Below are 15,683 nucleotides of genomic sequence, written 5' to 3'. Positions count from 1 at the left end.
GATATGATCATTTTGTCATGAACAGTCATGACACTTCCGTGCCGCGCGTGGTCCTCGCGGGCGACCCCGACAGTCCCGCCGCGCAGTTCGTCGCCGCCATGAACGCAGGCGGCTCCACCGCGCATCTCTACGAGGAAGACGCCGTCCTGGTCCCCGTGCCCGGCCATCCCGTCACCGGTGAGGCCCGGCTGGCCGCCAACCGGCACCTCCAGAGCTTCGGCCTCCCGATCGAGGCCCGCCCGCGCCACGCGTACGTCGCGGGTGACATCGCCCTGCTCATCGTGGACTGGTCGATGCGCGGCACCGCGCGCGACGGCAGCGAGGTGGACCTGAGCGGCACGGCCACCGACGTCGTACGGCGCGGCGCGGACGGCCGGTGGCGCTACGTCATCGACAATCCCCACGGCTCCACCTGAAAGCGCGTGCCTGGTGGTACCCGGCGAGAGGGAGGTCCCCTCACCCGGGGAGCTGCTGCCGCGGGCGGGACGCGCATGGCAGGCGAGCGCCGACCCCGGCCTGACCGTGATCGCGGGGCAGAGCCGCGAGGGGCCTGACCGCCTCCTACGCCGCGTTCGTGGCTCCCGGGCGGTTCGGCCACGTGCTGTCGCAGTCCGGCTCGTACTGGTGGAGCGAGGACAACCCCGGGTGGCGGGCCGCCTCCGCGCACATGGGCGCCCGCCGCCCGGGGTCGATCAGGGGTTGCGGGACCCGTGCCCGCAACAAGGCCGCCACGGCTCACCTCACCGGCGCAGGCCGGTCCAGCAGGCGGAGACGTACGCCAGGCACGCGGCGCGGGAGTCCGGCCCGAAGCGCCATAAGTTAGATAAGCCTTGCCTAATATGATCGAGAAGTCGGCGCCTGTCAAGGTCGCACGGCCCTCGGAACGGGAGGTCCGAAGTCCGCCAGCACGGGCCGGGAGCAGGGGCGAGAGTTGTCGCCGTGAACAACACTGCTGTGAACCACATCCGGATCGAGCCGAACATCCTCTACTTCGGCACCCCCGTCGTGCTGATCTCGTCCTCCAACGAGGACGGCACCCCCAACCTGGCCCCCATGTCGTCGGCGTTCTGGCTGGGCTGGCGCGGCATGCTGGGGCTGGGGGCCAGGGCCAAGACCGCCGCGAACCTGCGCAGGACCCGCGAGTGCGTGCTGAACCTGCCGTCCGACGCGATCGCGGCGGCGGTGGACCGGCTGGCGCTCACCACCGGGTCCGACCCGGTGCCCGAGCGCAAGTACGAGCGGGGTTACCGGCATGTGGGCGACAAGTTCGGGCACGCGGGACTGACCGCCGTGCCGTCGGAGGTGGTGGCGCCGCCACGGGTGGCCGAGTGCCCGGTCGCGATGGAGTGCGTGGTGGAGGCGGTGCATCCGGTGGCCGACGGCGGCACCCTCGCCTTCGAGGTGCGGGTCGTGCGGGTGTGGGCGCACGAGGAGATCCGGGTCCCCGGGTCGGACGACCACATCGATCCCGACGCGTGGCGGCCGCTGATCATGAGCTTCCAGAAGCTGTACGGGCTCGGGCCGCAGGTGCGCCCGTCCAGGCTGGCGAGCATCCCTGAGCGGCTCTACCGGACGGAGGACCTCGACCGGTCCCGCTCGGAGGCGCCCGCACTCTGACCTTCCGGGCCAGGTCAGGCGGGCGCGGCCACGTCCAGGACGGCCTTGCCCGCCACGCGCCGCTCCAGCAGCGCCCGCGCGGCCTCGCCGACGCGGTCCCACGGGCCGCGCCAGCCGACCTCCGGCGAGAGCCGCCCCGCCGCGGCGAACCCGAGCAGCGTCGCGAGGTCCGGCCCGAACTCGCGAACGTCGCCGAACGTGCTCATCGTCTTGGCGGGCCCGATGGAGAACAGCGAGTACGGCTCGAACACCGCCGGCTCGCCGGACGCCCAGCCGATGTTCTGCACGCTCCCGCCGGGTGCCAGGAGCCGCCAGGCGGCGGTGAGCTGGGGCCCGCCCACGTTGTCGAGGATGAGGTCGACCGGCCGGTCGACGCCTTCGAGCCCGACCACGACCTCGTGGGCGCCCAGCTCGGCCAGGCCCTCGCCGCGCGCCCGCGAACCCACCGAGGCGATCACGTGGGCGCCGCCCAGCGCGGCGAGTTGCACCGCGTACCGTCCGACGCCGCCTGCGGCGCCGGTGATCAGCACCCGCCGGCCCAGGATGTCGCGGGTACGCAGGGTGCGCAGCGCGGTGACGCCGGCCATCGGGAGCGCGGCGGCGTCGGCGAGGTCCACCTGGCCGGGCACCTCGGCGACCGCGGCGCCGTCCACGGCCATGAGCTGGGCCCACGCTCCGGCCCCGAACGCGGCGACCCTGGTGCCGGCCGCGGGCCCGCTCCCGTCGGGGGCGGCGCGCACGACGACTCCGGCGGCGTCGTAGCCGTGGACGGTTCCGGCCGGGCGTTGCCCGGCGAAGGCCACCTCGCCCCGGTTGAGCGAGATGTGGTGCACGTCGAGCAGGAGCTGGTGCGGCTCGGGCTCGGGTTCCCCGGCCGTGCCGAGGCGCAGGGATCCGGGGGCGTCGGGGTCGACGATCAGCGCATACATGGGCATCCTCACCTGTGGGGGCAAATTCGGACCGATAGTCCGCTTTTGTGCACGGTAACATATGCGGACTGGCAGTCCGTTTCAGGAGGAGGGGCATCGATGTCCGGAGAGCGCGCCGACGCGGCCCGGAACCGGCGGGCGGTGCTCGGCGCGACCGAGCGGCTCCTGGCCGAAGGCGGCGGGGACCACGTGTCGCTCGATCGGGTCGCCGCGCTGGCCGGGGTGGGCAAGGGCACGGTGTTCCGGCGTTTCGGCAGCCGGGCGGGGCTGCTGCAGGCGCTGCTCGAAGAGCGTTCGCGGGAGCTGCGCGAGGCGGTGGTGAGCGGCCCGCCGCCCCTCGGGCCCGGCGCGCCCGCCCGCGAGCGGCTGCACGCCTTCCTCGACGGGCTCGGCGCGATCGCGGAGGGCAACGCCGTCCTGCTGGCGGCGCACGAGCAGGCGTGCGCGGAGGACAAGTACGGCGACCCGAGCTACCGGTTCTGGCACGGCCACCTCGGCGTCCTGCTCGCCGCCGAACGTCCCGACCTCGACGCGGACTTCCTGGCCCACGCCCTGCTCGCGCTCTTCGACGGCGCCCTGGTCCGCCACGTGACGACGCCCGGCGATCCCCGGCGCTTCACCCGTTCCGTCCAGGAGACGGCGGCGGCCCTGCTCGGCCTTTCCTGAATGAAGCATGCGTGCCGTTGACGTGCTACGGGCAGCCGGACGGGACCGGTTCATCCCCGCAGCAGCCGGTCCCGCTCCACCTTGCCGGTCGGGCTCCGCGGTACCGACGCCACGAACTCGACGTCGCGCGGCACCTTGAACCCGGCCAGTTCCTCCTTGACCGTCCGCCTGAGCTCGTCCGCCGACAGCCGCGCCCCGGCCGCCGCCACCACGTACGCGGCCAGCCGCTGCCCGTACTCCTCGTCCGGCACCCCCAGCACCGCCACGTCCGCCACCCCGGGAACGCGGGCCAGGACGTGCTCCACCTCCTGCGGGAACACGTTCTCGCCACCGGAGACGATCATGTCGTCGTCGCGGCCGTCGATGAACAGCAGGCCCCGCTCGTCCCGGTGCCCGAGGTCGCCCGTGGCGAGCAGCCCGTCCGGGCCCGCTCCCGCCGCGAACGTCAGCCGCCGCCGACGAGCACCCGCCCCACCTGCCCGGCCGGTTGCTCGCGCCCGCCGGGGCCCGCGATCCGGACGGTCGCCCCGCGCGGCGGGCGGCCGACGGTGCCGGGCGCGGTACGCAGGTCGGCGGGCGTGGCCAGGGCGGCCCAGCCCGCCTCGGTGGAGCCGTAGAGGTTGTAGAGGACGTCACCGTAGGCGTCCATGAAGGCGGTGGCCAGGTCCGGCCGCAGTGCCGAGCCGCCGGAGAGCACCACGCGCAGGTGGGGCAGCCGCCGGGGCGTGCAGGCCAGCAGGCGTTTGAGCATCACCGGCACGGCGACCAGGGTCCCGGCCCGGTGCCGGTCGAGGGCGTCGAGCACGGACTCCGGGTCGAAGCGGCGCATGAGCACGACGGGGCAGCCGAGCACGAGCGCGGCGGCGTACCAGAGCAGGCCGAGCCCGTGGAACAGCGGCGGCGCGATGAGCATCGGCTCCCCGCCGCGCACCGGGACGGTCGCCAGCATCGAGATGAACGGCTCGATCACAGCGGCCGGGGAGAGCCGCCGCGGCGCGCCCTTGGGCACGCCGGTCGTCCCGGACGTGAGCAGCACCAGCCGCCCGGGCCGCCGCGGGATCGGCGCCTCCCCCGCGCCGCCTTCTTCGATCAGCGCGTCCAGGTCGCCGGTCCGGGGCCCGTCGAAGCCGACGCCGGGCAGGCCGGGGTCGGCGATGAGCGTGTGCACGCCCTCCCGCCGCAGCACGTCCCGCAGGCGCGGCCCGGCCAGCCCGGTGTTGAGCAGCAGCAGGTCGGCCCCCAGCCGGGACACGGCCGCGACCGCCTCGGCGAAGCCGCGGTGGTTGGGCCACATGACCGCCACCGTCCTGCCTGGCCCCGTCCCGAACCGGCGGTGCAGGCCCGCCGCCAGCGCCGCGGCGCGGGCGTCGAGCTCGGCGAACGTGAGCGATCCCTCCTCGTCCACCACGGCCGGCCGGTCGGGCCAGCGCGCCGCCGCGGCGGCCAGCCCCGTGGCAGGGGACACGTGGAAGTGCCGGTACGCCTCCACGACGCGGGCGAGCGCGGAGGGGTGCACCGGGCTCAGCAGCCCGTTGCGGATGAGCGCGGGGGCGGCCTCGAGTCCGAAGCCGCCCAGGTCGGCCAGCCTTCCGAGCATCTGAGCACCCCGCCTTTCCTCAGGACAGGAGGTACGCGTACCCGCCCAGACCGCGACAGAACCCCCAGGCTTACTGCTGGCCGGGACGGCGCGCAGCGGCCGGGGCGGGCCCGGCCGTGCCGTCGGTGAAGCGAGCCGGCCGGAACGGCGCCAGCAGCGCCGACTCCTCCCCGAACACCTCCCCCGCGACCTCCGCCATCAGCAGCGGCGCCAGCGTGACCCCGCTGTGCGTGGCCACCGTGTACACCCGCCGCCCGGGATCGGCGAACCCCGCCACGGTGAGCCCGTCGCCGGGCATCGCCCGCTGCCCCACCACGGCCCGCTCGGCCGCGGCCCCCTCGGTGGCCCGCAACACGCCGGGCAGCAGCGCCATGATCTCGGCCAGGACCGCCTCGGGCACCGGCGCGGCGGGATCGGCCAGCCCGTCCAGGGGCAGGGACTGCAGCAGCAGCCGCCCTCCCCCGTCGGGGCGCAGGTTGAGCCCGGCGGTGGTCAGGACGCGCGACAGGCGCGCGGGCACCGGCGAGGTCGTGACCAGGAAGCCGTTGGTGACCGTGCCGGACACGGCCGGGTCCAGCATCGGCACCGTCAGCCCGGCCAGGGCCGCGACGTGCTGCGTCCAGCGGCCGGCGCAGGTGACGACCGCGTCGCCGGCGAACGTGCGCCCGTCGGCCACCGTCACCTTCGCCCCCGACGCGGACGCCTCGATCGCGCTGACCTCCGCGCCGCACTCCAGGGTGGCGCCGCCGTCGCGGGCCTCGCCGAGCAGGCGTCCGAGCAGGCGCAGCGGATGGACGTACGCCTCGCCGGGGAAGAACACGTACTCGGTGCCGGGAGGCGGCGGCACGAGGTCGGGCTCCAGGGCGAGGGCGCGGCGGGCGGTGACGCGTTCGACCGGGTAGCCCATGCCGATCAGCCGGGTGACGCGGGCTTCCAGCAGTTCCCGGTGCTCGTCGGTGGCGGCGCACTCGAGGTTGCCCGTGGGGAAGAAGTGGTCGCCGGCGAGCTGGTGGTGGGCCCAGACGGCGGCCTGGTTGAGGTCGAAGTACGCCCGGGGCGTCTTGTTGTTGGCGTTGACCCACGCGACGGAGGTGGAGCTCGTGCCCGCCCCCGGGGTACGCGCCTCCAGCACCGTGACCTGCGCGCCGCGCCGGGTCAGGCCGGCCGCGACCGCGGCTCCGACCACCCCCGCGCCGATGACGACGACTCGCACGCTAGCTCCTTTCCTGGGTGTCGGCGCCGAACAGCTTGGCGACGCCGACGAAACGTTCGATGACGACGACGGCGACCACGGCGAACAGCACCATGAGGGTGCCGATGGCGGTGACGGTCGGGTCGTAGTCGTACTGCATGTAGTTGAAGATCCGTACGGGCAGCGTCTGCAGGTCGGTGGTGACCACGAACAGCGCGACCGTCAGGTCGTCGAAGGAGGTGATGAAGGCGAAGAACGCGCCCCCGATCAGCGCCCCGCGCACGGCCGGCAGCGTGACGTGCCAGAACACCAGGAACGGCGGGGCGCCCAGCCCTGCGGCGGCCTTCTCCGCCGACCGGTCCAGCCCCGCCAGCCCGGCCAGGACGAGCCGCACCGCGTACGGGACGGTCAGCACGAGGTGGGCCAGCAGCAGCGTGAACGGGCTGGAGGCCAGCCCCATCTGCGCGAACCACTGCAGCAGCCCGATGCCGAGCACGATCGTGGGCACCGCGAACGCGCTGGACAGCACCGCTTCCAGCGCGGCCCGGCCGGGGAAGCGGTAGCGGTGGATAGCCAGCCCGCCGGCCAGCCCGACCACGGCGGAGACGGCCGCCGCGGCCAGCGCCACCCCGGCGCTGAGCGCGAACGACGACAGGAACTCCGGCTTCTGGAACACCTCGGCGTACCAGCGCAGCGTGATGCCCTGCGGCGGGAACGTCACGTACGAGGTGGCGGTCAGCGAGGAGGCGACGGTGACCGCGACAGGCGCGATGAGGAACAGCCCGACCAGCGCCGCGAACGCCGCGCCGAGCACCCGGAACAGCCGCGTCATCCGAACACCACCTGCCCGTTGCCCCGCCGCAGCAGCCGCGAGTAGCCGAGCAGCAGCCCGGTGGTGACGACCACGAGCACGAACCCGATCGCGGCCGCGTACGGCCAGTCGAGCGTGGTGGTGGCCTGCGTGTAGACGAAGTACGGCATGAGCTTCACCTTCGGCCCGCCCAGGATCGCCGGCGTGACGAAGCTGGAGGCGGTCAGGCTGAACACGATCATCGCCCCCGCGAGCATGCCGGGTGCGGACAGCGGCAGCGTGATCCGCCAGAAGCAGGTCCAGCCGGGCGCGCCGAGCCCCTTGGCGGCCGGCACGAGCGTCGGGTCGATCCGGTCCAGGCTGCCCATCAGCGGCAGCACCATGTACGCCAGCATGACGTGCACCATGCCGATCAGCACGGCGGTGTCGTTGTAGAGCAGCTGCGGCGGCGTGAGCCCGAGCCACTGGATGACGGCGGCGACGGGCCCGTTGGGGCCGAGCACGACCAGCCAGCCGTACGCGCGGATGACCATGCTGATGAGCAGCGGCGACAGCAGGAGCAGCGCCAGCCAGTTGCGCACCCGCGCGGACCGGCCGCGCAGGTAGAGCGCGAACGGGTAGCCGACGAGCAGGCAGCCGGCGGTGGTGAGGGCGGCGACCTTGAGCGTGTTCCACAACACGTCCCGGTAGAAGGGGTCGCCGAGGAAGCGCGCGTAGTTGCCGAGCGTGAACGCGCCGGTCTGCGTCCTGAAGCTGTTGGCCACCAGCGTGAACAGCGGCGCCACGAACAGCAGCGCGAAGATGAGGATGGCCGGCAGCGCGAGCAGCAGGCCGGTGCGCCAGCGCGGGCGGCTCAGCCGCGCGCCGCCAGCGAGGCGTCCGACGGCCGCCATGAGCAGGTCACCTCCTCCCCCTCATGCGGCACCCGCGCGTCGTACGGCAGCGCCGCCGTCACCTCGCCGGCCGGGGTGGCGACCACGCAGCGGATGCGCGAGCCGAGGAAGCGGGTCCCGCGGACGGTGCCGCGCAGCCCCTCCTGCCCGTCCTGCCCGATCCTGACGACCTCCGGCCGCACGTACACGCGCACGGCGGCGCCCTGGGCGGGCGGCTCGCCGACGGGGGTGGCGGTCACGGTCTGGCCGGCGACCTCGCATGCGCCGCCGCCGAGCGCGGTGCCGTCGAAGGCGTTGACCTCGCCGATGAACTGGGCCACGAAGTCGGTGGCGGGCCGCAGGTAGATCTCCTGGGGCCGGTCGAGCTGGTGGATGACGCCGTCGGCCATGACGGCGATCCGGTCGGAGACGGCCAGCGCCTCCTCCTGGTCGTGGGTGACGAGGATGGCGGTGGTGCCGATGCGGCGCTGCAGCGCGGCGACCTCGTCGCGCAGCCGTACGCGGAGCTGGGCGTCGAGGTTGGAGAACGGCTCGTCGAGCAGCAGCAGGTCGGGCTGGACGACCAGGGCTCTGGCCAGGGCGGCGCGCTGCTGCTGGCCGCCGGAGAGCTGGCGCGGGTGCCGCCCGGCCAGGCCGTCGAGGCCGACGAGCTCCAGCATGTCGGCGACCCGGCGTCTGCGCTCGGCGGCGCCGACCTTGCGCATGCGCAGCCCGAAGGCCACGTTGTCGGCGATCGTCAGGTGCGGGAACAGGGCGTAGGACTGGAAGACCATGCCCATGGAGCGGCGGTGCGGGGGGACGGCGGTGATGTCGCGGCCGTCCACCTCGATGAGCCCGCCGTCGGCGGCCAGGTGTCCGGCGATCATGTTCAGGGTGGTCGTCTTGCCGCAGCCGGACGGGCCGAGCAGGGTGAGGAACTCGCCCGGCTCGGTCTCCAGGTCCACGGCGGAGACGACCTCCTTGCCGCCCAGCACCTTGCGCACGCCGCTCAGGCGCAGCCGCCCGCGCCGCACCTCCGTCTCGGCGGGGGCCTCCGTCGTGCTGGTCACTGTTCGACCTCCTTCGTCCAGCGGTCGGTCCAGGCGGCGCGGTTGCCGTTGACGTCCTTCCAGTCCAGCGGCGTCATGCCGGCCGCCTGCTCGGGGCCGACGACCCGCGCGGCGAGCGCGGCGTCGAGGGTGGCGTCGGTGACGGTGGGCCCGTCGTACCCCTCGGCGGCGAGTTTCCGCTGGATGGCGGGCTCCAGCAGGGCGTTGACGAACTTCTGCGCCAGGTCGGGGTGGGGTGCGCCCTTGACGACGTTCGCGGTGGCGAGCAGCGGGATGGCGCCCTCCTCCGGGTAGGCGAACTTGATCGGGAAGTTCTTGTCGGCGAGCGTCTCCACCCGCGACCCGCCCCACACGGAGGCGACCGCCTGCCCCTGCAGGAAGTAGTTGGACACGTCGGCCGTGGTGTCGAAGGTGAAGGCGTTCGCGGCGACCTTCTTGATGCCCGCGAAGCCCGACTCGACCGTGCCGTCGCCCTCGCGGGCGGCCAGCATGAGCGCGCCCACGCCGTAGGTGTTGCTGATCGACGGCAGCACCACCTTGCCCTTGAGCTTGGGGTCGGCCAGGTCGGACAGCTTCCTGGGGGCGGGCAGCCCGTTGTCGGCGTACCACTTGCTGTTGTACGCCAGCCCGGTCGCGGTCATCGCGAACCCGACGCCGACGTCCCCGGGCAGCCGGGCGACCTTCTCCACCTTGGCCAGCCGGGTGACGGCGGCGGGGTCGAGCCCGGCCAGCAGCCCGGCCGCGGCGGCCTGCGCCTGCGGCCCGTCGTCGATGAGCGCGACGTCGATCTGCGGCGCGGCCTTCTGCGCCTTGAGCTTGGCGACGGTGTCGGTGGAGCTGCCGGCGATGTAGGTGACCTGGCAGCCGCACTCCTTCTCGAAGCCGGGCAGCACGGCCTGCTCGAAGGCCTCCTGGTACGAGCCGCCGTACCCGGCCACCACGAGCTTGCCCGCCGACGCGGTGGGGCTGGGCGGGGCGCAGGCCGTGAGCCCGATGAGGGCCAGCGCCGCGGCGAGCAGCCTTGTCATGAGGTCTCAATCTCCTTGTTCCAGCGGTCCGTCCAGGCGGAACGGCTCTTGTTGATCGCTGCCCAGTCGAGTTTGCGCAGCTCGGCGGCCCGTTCCTGGCCGACGACCTTGGCCGCCAGGTCGGGGGCGAGCTGGACGCCCTTGACGGTCGGGCCGTTGTAGTTGGACTCGGCCATGGCCTGCTGGGCCGACGGCTCCAGCAGCGCGTTGACGAACCGCTGGGCCAGGCCGGGGTGCGGCGCCTTGTTCACCACGTTGACGGTGGCGATCAGCGGCAGGGCTCCCTCCTCGGGATAGACGAACTCGATCGGGAAGCCCTTCTTGGCGAGCATCTGCACCCGGGAGTTGCCCCAGACGCTGGCCACGGCCTGCCCTTGCAGGAAGTAGTTGGACACGTCCGCGGTGGTGTCGAACGTGACGGCGTTCGCGGCGATCTGCTTGACGCCCGCGAAGCCGGGGTCGATGTGCTGCTCGGAGCCGCCGCCGACCTTGGCCGCGATGAGCAGCGCGCCCAGCCCGTACGTCTGCGTGATGGACGGCATCACGAGCTTGCCCTTGAGCTCGGCCTTGGCCAGGTCGGCGAGCTTGGTGGGGGCGGGCAGGCCGTTCTTGGCGTAGTAGTCGGTGTTGTAGGCGATGCCGGTGGCGTTGAGCGAGAAGCCGACGCCGACGTCGCCGGGCAGGCGGGCCAGGTCGATGACGTCGCCCAGGTTCGTGACGATCTTGGGGTCGAGCGGGGCGAGCAGGCCGGCCTCGACGGCCTGGTTCTGCACGCCGTCGTCGATGAGGGCGACGTCGATCTGCGGGGCGGCCTGCTGCGCCTTGAGCTTGGCGACGGTGTCGGTGGAGCTGCCGGCGATGTAGGTGACCTTGCAGGAGCAGGTCCGCTCGAAGTCAGGGATGACCGACTGCTTGAACGCTTCCTCGTACGAGCCGCCGTACCCGGCGATGACCAGCGTGTCCGGCGCGGCCGACGGGGTGGGGGCGCCGCAGGAGGCGAGGGCCAGGGCTGCGATGGCGAGCCAGAGCGGTCTGGGGTTCATGGCGACCTCCGAAGGGGGCGATTCGGGGCGAGGTGGTCGATGTCGCGCGTGGTGGTGCCGGTCTCGACCAGGTCGGCGACGATGTCGCCGAAGACGGGGGCCAGCTTGAAGCCGTGCCCGCTGAACGCGGCGGCGATCACGGTACGGCCCCGCGTGCCGAGCAGGCCGTGGCCGTCCGGGGTGAAGGCGTCGGCGAAGGTGGCCACGCGGATCGGGTCGGGCCGCAGCCCTGGCAGGGTGGCGGCGACGGCGGCGGCGACCTGCCTGACGTACGCGGGCGGGGCGGAGCGTTCCAGCGCGTCGGGCGAGTCGAGGTCCCGCCACGGGACGTGCAGGTTGACCTTGACGCCGGCGCCGTCCATGGAGGGGAAGCAGGAGTAGGCGGGCTCGCCGACGCGGATGGCGATCGGGCAGCGCCCGGGGTCGAACAGGGTCTCGTAGCGGCGCGGGAACCAGGTGGAGGTGATGGCCCTGGCGGCGATGGGCAGGTCCGGCAGCAGCCGGCGCGCCCAGGGCCCGGGGGCCAGGACGGCGTGGGTGAAGCGGTGCTCGCCGCCGTCCTCCGTCACGACGGTCACGCCGGTGGTGTCCTGGCGTACCTCCTTGACGGGGGTGTAGCGGAGGATGCGGGCGCCGGCCTGTTCGGCGGCGGCAGCGGCGGCGACCACGGCGGGCTCGGGCCGCAGGTAGCCGGCGTCGGGGTCGGCCACCATGACCTCGCCGTCGCGCAGCGGGTACTCGGGCGCCCGCTCGGCCGCCCGCCTGCCGGTCAGCACCTCGACCGGCAGGTCGTGGGCGCGGGCGGCGGCCAGCACGGCCGCCACGGCGGGGTGCTCGCGCGGGCCGACCGTGATGCCGCCGACCGGGGTCAGCAGCCGGCGGCCCGCGCCGCGGTCCAGCTCGGCCCACAGCTCGCGGGCCTCGCGCAGCAGCGGCACGTACCGCGGGCCCTCCTTGTACGCGGTGCGGAAGATCCGCGACTCGCCACCGGCGGAGCCGCGGTCGTGGCCGGGCGCGTAGGCGTCGAAGCCGACGGCCGGGATGCCGCGCCCGGCCAGCCGCCACAGCGCCATCGAGCCGACGGCGCCGGTGCCGACGACGGCGACAGAGGTCATGTTCCACTCCTTTTCGGGCATGGCTGGGGACCGTGGCGCCTGGCGGGCGCGACGGGTGGGTGGTCCGATCGGGGTTGGGACGGGGGTCAGGGGTGGTCGGACGAGCCGCTCAGGTCGGTCTCGACATAGAAGCGCTCGTTCCCGGGCGGGACGATCTCCTCCAGGAGCTCGGCGATCTCGCCGCGGCGGGTCCACGTCTCGCGGGTCCAGCGGAAGACGGGCGTGCCGGCGGGCAGCCCGAACAGCTCCGCCTCGTGCTCGCCGAGCGCGTACGGCTCCACGTACAGCCGGGCGCGTACCAGCTCGACCCCGCGGTCGCGCAGGTAGGCGTGGCTGGTCAGGGGCGCTAAGTCCTGGTCGAGCAGGTCGGGGGCGAGCCGGAAGGGCAGCACGTGCAGCTCGGTGTTGCTCACCTTGCCGTCCGCGCCGAGCTTGTGGCGCTCCATCTGGACGACGGCCTCCTCGTCGGGCACGCCCGGCAGCCGCAGGCGCGCCGCCCGCGCGGGCAGCACCTCCGCCGAGACGACCCGGTGGTCACCGTGCGTCTCCGGCCCCTGGATCAGCAGGCCGGTGAACCGCAGCAGGTTGTGCTGTCCGACGGCCTGGGCCACGAAGCTGCCGCGCCTGCGGAAGCGGACGATGAGCCCGGCGTCGGCGAGGTCGCGCAGGGCCCGCTGCACGGTGATGCGCGAGACCTCGAACTCCTGGCAGAGCTCGACCTCGGTGGGGATCCGGGTTCCCGGCCCCCACTGGCCGGTTCGGATACGTGCCTCCAGCGCCCTGCGGATCTGCACATGAAGCAAGAGGTCACGTTCTGACATGACAAAATACTCGTCGTGGCGATTAGTCATGTCAATAGGGGATTAGATATAACTTATCGGCGTTTAGCGTGGTGAGCGGCTTCTGGGGTGGCTCAGCGGACGGCGGCGGTCTCCCTTACCCAGGGCAGCAGCAGCCGCTCCACCAGCACCAGCGCGTAGAACAACGCGATGCTCATGACGGCGAGCAAGCCGATGGCGGCGAACGCCAGCGCCGTGTCCGAGCTCCCGCCCGCCTGCACGATCACGAACCCCAGCCCCGCGTCCCCCGCGCTGAACTCCCCGATCACCGCGCCCACCGACGCCAGCGGCATCGCCACCTTCAACCCCACGAAGACCTGCGGCAACGCGCCGGGGAAGCGGATCTTCACGAACGTCTGCCACCGCGGTGTGTCCAGCGACCTGGCCAGCTCCACCAGCTCCGGCGGCGTCGAGGCCAGCCCGCCCGCCACCGACAGCACCACCGGGAAGAAGCACACCAGCAGCGCCATGACCACCTTCGGCTGCTGCCCGAACCCCATCCACACCACCAGCAGCGGCGCCAGCGCCACCTTCGGGACCGCGTTGAACGCCACCAGCAGCGGATAGAACATCAGCTCCGCCACCCGGAACGCCGCGATCGCCATCCCGATCACCAGCCCGCACACCACCGCCAGCACGAACCCGAGCACCGTCTCGCCCAGCGTGATGACGGCCTGCTCCAGCAGGTAACCCGGCATCCGCAGGAACGCCGCCACCACGTCGGACGGCGCGGGCAGCACGATCTCCGGGATCGCGAACGCGGACGCCACCAGCGCCCACGCGCCGACCGCGACGACCACGCCCAGCGTTGACCAGCCCGCCGCGGTGACCGCGTCCCGGCCGCGCTCCACCCGCCTCAGCCCTTGGGCAGCAGGTCGAACGAGACCACCGACTCCGGCGTCAGCTCCCCGTCGAACGCGCCGGCCGAGCGCAGCACGGCGATCGCCCGCTCCACGCGCTCCCTGCTCATCGTCCCCATCGGCGTCCCGTCGGCGGGACGCACGTAGGAGGCCATCAGGGCCAGCTCGGCGGCGGCCACCTCGGCGTTCTGCGCGGGCTGCTTCTTCACCAGGATCTGCGCCGCCTCCTGCGGGTGCTCCACCGCGTACGCCAGGCCCTTGAGCAGCGCGCCGGTGAACCGCCTGACCAGATCAGGCTGGCCGGTCGCCACCGCGCTGGACGTGGTCACGGCCGAGCCGTACAGGTCGGTGATCACGTCACCGAACGGCAGGACCGTGACCTCCTTGCCCTTGGCCGCGTTGCGCACGGTGGGCTGGCCGACCACGTACTGGCCGATCGCGTCCACCTGCCCGGAGGCCAGGTTCGCGGCGAGCTGGGCCGGCTCCAGGCTGACCCACTTCACCTTGGACGCGTCCACCCCGGTCAGCCGGGCGTAACTGGGGAACATCATCCTGATCACCGACGACGCGGTGTCGGCGACGGTCCTGCCCTCCAGGTCCTTCGGCTCGCTGATCCCGCTGCCCTCCAGCGTCATGAGCGCGGCCAGCGTGCGCTGGTGCAGCGCCGCCACCGTGACCGCGCCCTCCGCCTTGCCGCCGGCGGCGCTGATCAGCGTGGCCGTGAAGTCGACGGCGGAGAACTGCGCCCGGCCGCCGAGCACCGCCGCCAGGTTCTCGCCGCTGCCCTTGCCGGGCTGCACGGCGACCTCGATCCCGGCCTCCCTGAAGAAGCCCTTCTCCTGCGCGACGTAGACATAGGCCTCCCGGCCGAACGCGCCGAACCCGGTCACCCACGTGACCCGGTCGGCCGCCGGCCGCGCCGGCGACGGCTCCTGCTGCCCCGAGCCACAGGCTGCGGGGAGGGAGAACGTCGCGACCAGAGCGGTGATCGTGATGACGCGCGGCAGTCGCCTCATGCCCCAGATCATGACGGACCCTGGGCAGCGGTCAATACGCACGGGCCCGCGAGACTGCAACCCCGCAAGGCTGCGACTCGGCATACCATCGGGATCAGGAGGTCCTCAGGTGATCCTGCTGCGCGAGGTTTCCCAGGTGTTCGGCGGGCGCCGAGGCGCCGTGGAAGCGCTGCGCGACCTCGACCTCGACGTGGCCGACGGCGAGTTCACCGCCGTCGTGGGCCGCTCGGGCTGCGGCAAGTCCACGCTCCTGCGCCTCATCGCCGGCCTGCTCACGGCCACCTCAGGAGAGGTACGCGTCGGCGGCGAGCCCGTCGTCAGGCCCCGCCGCGACGTCGCCATCATGTTCCAGCGGCCCGCCCTGCTGCCCTGGCGCAACGTGCTCGACAACGTGCTGCTGCCCGTCGAGATCTTCGGCTGGCCCCGCCAGGAGCACCGGGCGCACGCGCACCGCCTGCTGGAGATGGTCGGGCTGGAGGCGTTCCACCGGCGGCTGCCGTACGAGCTGTCCGGCGGCATGCAGCAGCGGGTGGCGTTGTGCCGGGCGCTCATCCAGCGGCCCCGCGTGCTGCTCATGGACGAGCCGTTCTCCGCGCTCGACGCGCTCACCCGCGAGGAGCTGTCGATCGAGCTGCAGCAGATCCACATGGAGCACGCCGCCACGGTCGTCCTCGTCACCCATTCCATCGAGGAGGCCGTGCTGCTCGCCGACCGCGTCGTCGTCCTCACCCCGCGCCCCGGCCGCATCCTCACCGTCGTGGACGTGGACGTGCCCCGGCCGCGCACGCTCGGCCAGCACGCCTGCGCCGCCGACCTGGCCCGCTGCTCGGCCGAGCTGCACGAGGTGCTCGGCGCCCGCCGCACCGCCACCGAACCGCCCCCGGCTCCTCAGCGGTAGGGGCGCGGGGTGCGCTTGGGGCGAATTCCGGTTGCCTGATGGTTGCGGTTGCCCGAATCATGTGCGTGTGGTGCGGATGGCCTTCGGCGTGGTGACGGGACGGGATCAGCAGGTACGAGATGCCGGCGGG

18 protein-coding genes are annotated in these 15,683 nt (G+C 73.3%); 4 read left to right on the top strand and 14 right to left on the bottom strand.

Annotation, left to right across the window (positions count from 1 at the left end; all coding sequences use genetic code 11):
• Positions 1-17: 17 nt before the first annotated feature.
• Entirely contained in the window at positions 18-416 is a 399-nt protein-coding gene (locus HD593_RS23540) for a YybH family protein (RefSeq protein ID WP_185104282.1), read from the top strand.
• A 145-nt stretch (positions 417-561) separates the two neighbouring features.
• Here the strand turns inward: HD593_RS23540 and HD593_RS65140 are convergent, their stop codons facing one another.
• The gene (locus tag HD593_RS65140; RefSeq protein WP_185104281.1) at positions 562-732 is read right to left on the bottom strand and encodes a hypothetical protein; all 171 of its coding nucleotides are present in this window, start codon (positions 730-732) and stop codon (positions 562-564) included.
• A 207-nt stretch (positions 733-939) separates the two neighbouring features.
• Between HD593_RS65140 and HD593_RS23530 the strand changes: the two genes are divergently transcribed.
• On the top strand, positions 940-1,617 hold the full coding sequence (locus HD593_RS23530) for a flavin reductase family protein (protein ID WP_185104280.1): 678 nt from the start codon (positions 940-942) through the stop codon (positions 1,615-1,617).
• Positions 1,618-1,631: 14 nt separating this feature from the next.
• Here the strand turns inward: HD593_RS23530 and HD593_RS23525 are convergent, their stop codons facing one another.
• The gene (locus tag HD593_RS23525) at positions 1,632-2,546 is read right to left on the bottom strand and encodes a zinc-binding dehydrogenase (RefSeq protein WP_185104279.1); all 915 of its coding nucleotides are present in this window, start codon (positions 2,544-2,546) and stop codon (positions 1,632-1,634) included.
• 99 nt (positions 2,547-2,645) lie between these two features.
• Here HD593_RS23525 and HD593_RS23520 point away from each other — a divergent pair, with 99 nt between their 5' ends.
• Entirely contained in the window at positions 2,646-3,212 is a 567-nt protein-coding gene (locus HD593_RS23520) for a TetR/AcrR family transcriptional regulator (protein ID WP_185104278.1), read from the top strand.
• A gap of 50 nt (positions 3,213-3,262) precedes the next feature.
• On the opposite strand, the gene HD593_RS61625 is transcribed toward HD593_RS23520, so the two are convergent.
• The 12 genes from HD593_RS61625 to HD593_RS23460 all read right to left on the bottom strand — a co-directional run bounded on the left by HD593_RS61625 (position 3,263) and on the right by HD593_RS23460 (position 14,655).
• A complete protein-coding gene (locus HD593_RS61625) occupies positions 3,263-3,556 on the bottom strand; it encodes an AMP-binding enzyme (RefSeq protein WP_185104277.1) in 294 nt (97 codons plus the stop codon).
• A gap of 101 nt (positions 3,557-3,657) precedes the next feature.
• Positions 3,658-4,809 carry an AMP-binding protein gene (locus HD593_RS23510; protein WP_185104276.1) on the bottom strand — a complete coding sequence of 384 codons (1,152 nt, stop codon included), beginning with the start codon at positions 4,807-4,809 and terminating at the stop codon, positions 3,658-3,660.
• Positions 4,810-4,879: 70 nt separating this feature from the next.
• A complete protein-coding gene (locus HD593_RS23505; RefSeq protein WP_185104275.1) occupies positions 4,880-6,022 on the bottom strand; it encodes an NAD(P)/FAD-dependent oxidoreductase in 1,143 nt (380 codons plus the stop codon).
• Between the two features lies 1 nt (position 6,023).
• Positions 6,024-6,833 (bottom strand): ABC transporter permease, encoded by an 810-nt coding sequence (locus tag HD593_RS23500; RefSeq protein WP_185104274.1) that lies wholly within the window; start codon positions 6,831-6,833, stop codon positions 6,024-6,026.
• Entirely contained in the window at positions 6,830-7,705 is an 876-nt protein-coding gene (locus tag HD593_RS23495; RefSeq protein ID WP_185104273.1) for an ABC transporter permease, read from the bottom strand. The genes HD593_RS23500 and HD593_RS23495 overlap by 4 nt, the downstream gene beginning before the upstream one ends.
• Positions 7,666-8,754, bottom strand: a complete 1,089-nt coding sequence (locus tag HD593_RS23490) for an ABC transporter ATP-binding protein (protein WP_185104272.1) — start codon at positions 8,752-8,754, stop codon at positions 7,666-7,668. Before HD593_RS23490 ends, HD593_RS23495 begins: the two co-directional genes overlap by 40 nt.
• On the bottom strand, positions 8,751-9,782 hold the full coding sequence (locus tag HD593_RS23485; protein ID WP_185104271.1) for an ABC transporter substrate-binding protein: 1,032 nt from the start codon (positions 9,780-9,782) through the stop codon (positions 8,751-8,753). Before HD593_RS23485 ends, HD593_RS23490 begins: the two co-directional genes overlap by 4 nt.
• Positions 9,779-10,825, bottom strand: a complete 1,047-nt coding sequence (locus HD593_RS23480) for an ABC transporter substrate-binding protein (RefSeq protein ID WP_185104270.1) — start codon at positions 10,823-10,825, stop codon at positions 9,779-9,781. The genes HD593_RS23485 and HD593_RS23480 overlap by 4 nt, the downstream gene beginning before the upstream one ends.
• The gene (gene solA, locus HD593_RS23475; protein ID WP_185104269.1) at positions 10,822-11,940 is read right to left on the bottom strand and encodes an N-methyl-L-tryptophan oxidase; all 1,119 of its coding nucleotides are present in this window, start codon (positions 11,938-11,940) and stop codon (positions 10,822-10,824) included. The genes HD593_RS23480 and solA overlap by 4 nt, the downstream gene beginning before the upstream one ends.
• An 86-nt stretch (positions 11,941-12,026) precedes the next feature.
• The gene (locus HD593_RS23470) at positions 12,027-12,761 is read right to left on the bottom strand and encodes a GntR family transcriptional regulator (RefSeq protein ID WP_185104268.1); all 735 of its coding nucleotides are present in this window, start codon (positions 12,759-12,761) and stop codon (positions 12,027-12,029) included.
• 92 nt (positions 12,762-12,853) lie between these two features.
• On the bottom strand, positions 12,854-13,630 hold the full coding sequence (locus HD593_RS61615) for an ABC transporter permease (RefSeq protein WP_221524913.1): 777 nt from the start codon (positions 13,628-13,630) through the stop codon (positions 12,854-12,856).
• Positions 13,631-13,635: 5 nt separating this feature from the next.
• A complete protein-coding gene (locus HD593_RS23460) occupies positions 13,636-14,655 on the bottom strand; it encodes an ABC transporter substrate-binding protein (protein WP_185104267.1) in 1,020 nt (339 codons plus the stop codon).
• Between HD593_RS23460 and HD593_RS23455 the strand changes: the two genes are divergently transcribed.
• Positions 14,633-15,553, top strand: coding sequence for an ABC transporter ATP-binding protein (locus tag HD593_RS23455; protein ID WP_425262860.1), 921 nt, complete (start codon positions 14,633-14,635; stop codon positions 15,551-15,553). The genes HD593_RS23460 and HD593_RS23455 overlap by 23 nt on opposite strands.
• Positions 15,554-15,683 lie beyond the last annotated feature (130 nt).

Source organism: Nonomuraea rubra, assembly GCF_014207985.1.
In the GTDB taxonomy this organism is placed as follows: domain Bacteria; phylum Actinomycetota; class Actinomycetes; order Streptosporangiales; family Streptosporangiaceae; genus Nonomuraea; species Nonomuraea rubra.
This window is presented reverse-complemented; position numbering and strand designations above follow the sequence as displayed.